Annotated in this window: 2 protein-coding genes; both read right to left on the bottom strand. The window is 62.4% G+C overall.

Features of this window, described 5'->3' with window-relative positions; genetic code table 11:
* Positions 1 to 838: hypothetical protein (locus AC1D1P_RS22395; RefSeq protein ID WP_477674501.1), on the bottom strand; the 838-nt coding region annotated here is incomplete at its 3' end.
* Positions 838 to 1,772, bottom strand: a 935-nt coding sequence (locus AC1D1P_RS22390; protein WP_477674500.1) for a flagellar hook-basal body complex protein, incomplete at its 5' end; no start/stop codon positions are given. The genes AC1D1P_RS22390 and AC1D1P_RS22395, both read right to left, overlap by 1 nt.

Here is a 1,772-nt window from a genome sequence, read left to right as displayed (position 1 = left end):
GTGAAGGGTGGTCCAGCGGGTGCTCAAGCGCGATGACGTCACCGACCCGCAGGCCTTGGAGCGCGCCCAGCGAAATGGTGCATGGAAGCAAATAGGCATCGAGCGCCAGCGTGCGTTGGCGCAAGGCCTCATCGACGCGAACGCGGTCGGCTTGCCTGAACGGTTTCTGCGTAGCGCGCGGCTTTTCCTCGCCGGCCTTGGCGAGGATGGCGTCCACGCTGGCCGCTTCCAGCGCCACCGTCCATTGCAGGTCCGCGGCGGAGAACTCGACCAGCAAAGTGCCGGAAAATTCATGCGGGCGCGGCCAGTCGACCGTTCGCCCCTCCATCTTCAGCGGCGTGCCAGCGACAGCACCGGGCGGTGTACAGGCAATAGCCCATCGCTGCTGGAAATCCTGCCACATGGACCGCGCCATCTCCGCCGCCATAGATGCCAGCGCCGGAGCGGGTTCGGGCAACTGGCGCTCGTCCGCCGTGCCCCATAGCCAGGTGGCAAAACGCTCCACCGGGAATTCAGGTGCCGCCACATCAACATCGCCCGCACGGCAGCGCATTCTCAGCAAACCGGCGCCGGGATCGGAAGGCTCGCAAACCAGCCATTTTGGATTCCAGGCGGCGTACACCGGATCGACGGCACCGCGGACCACAACCTGAAAACTCTCTGCGTCCAGACTCTTGCCACGCCAATCCCATGCACTACGCCACGACATAAGCATCGCTGAAATAGTGGCGCTCACACGTGCGCGCCGGTCAGTGGAAAATACCCTGAGCTCGCGGAGTTTTGGAGCGGCGTCGGCTTCCGACACCAGGACTTTCCCTGCAACAGAAGCATCGGCCATTATTTGCCTTTCAGCGCAAACAGTTCCTGCAGCATCTCATTGGCCGTCGAGATTACCTGCGAGCTCGCCTGAAAGCCTCGCTGCATCACCACCAGGTCGCTAAACTCCTGCGAGAGGTCCACGTTGGCAATCTCCACGGAAGAGGAGCGAATCGAACCAAAGCCGCCCTCCTCCGCGCTGCCTGTCACCCAGTGCTCCGGATCCAGCGCACTGAACTGGTTGTCGCCCACCGTACCCACCGCATCCAGCGAGTCGAAGCGGCCAAGGGCCAGGCGCGCGCCCTTGACACTCTGGCTGTTCGAATAACCTAGCACCAGGGTCCCCGTGGAATCAAAACTGGCCTGGGTCAAGGCACCCGGCGTGACGCCATCCTGCGAAGACATGGCGAGCGTGGACAGGTTGCCCGCCGCAAAGGAGGTCACGTCGGTGCTGAAGTCCAGCAGCAGCGGAATCGCCGCGCTTCCAACTGGCGTATAGCTCACGCTGAGTTTCGAGGTCGCTGCGGTCGGCTTGCCGTCAAAAAAAATAATCTGGCGGGTCGCAACCACCGTGGTGCCGTCGAGCAATTCAACCTTCCAGCTTCCAGCTGTTGTCGCGTCCGTGTTGGTGAATTTGACGCTGAGGGTATGGGCGCCGCCCAGCGCATCGATGACCCGTACGCCGCCGACAGTCTGGTCGGTGAGGGTACTGGAAATATTGCCGTTGAACTTGACATTCGCGGTAGCCTTTCCCGCATTGGTGCTCAGCCCGGCGAGGCTGATTTCGGTGAGGCCTCCGTCGGAGCCACGGCCCATGACTTTCGCGTTGTCCCCCTGGTTCACGAGCACGCCGTCACCATTGAATTTGAACTGGCCCGCGCGCGTATAGGTGATCTTCCCCTCCGCGTCCCTGAGGATGAACAGCCCCTGGCCGTCGACAGCCATATCCAGCGGAT

Source organism: Polaromonas sp. P1_E1_2 (genome assembly GCF_056406035.1).
Note: the sequence above shows the minus strand (reverse complement) of the source record. Positions and strands in the feature narration are given on the sequence as shown.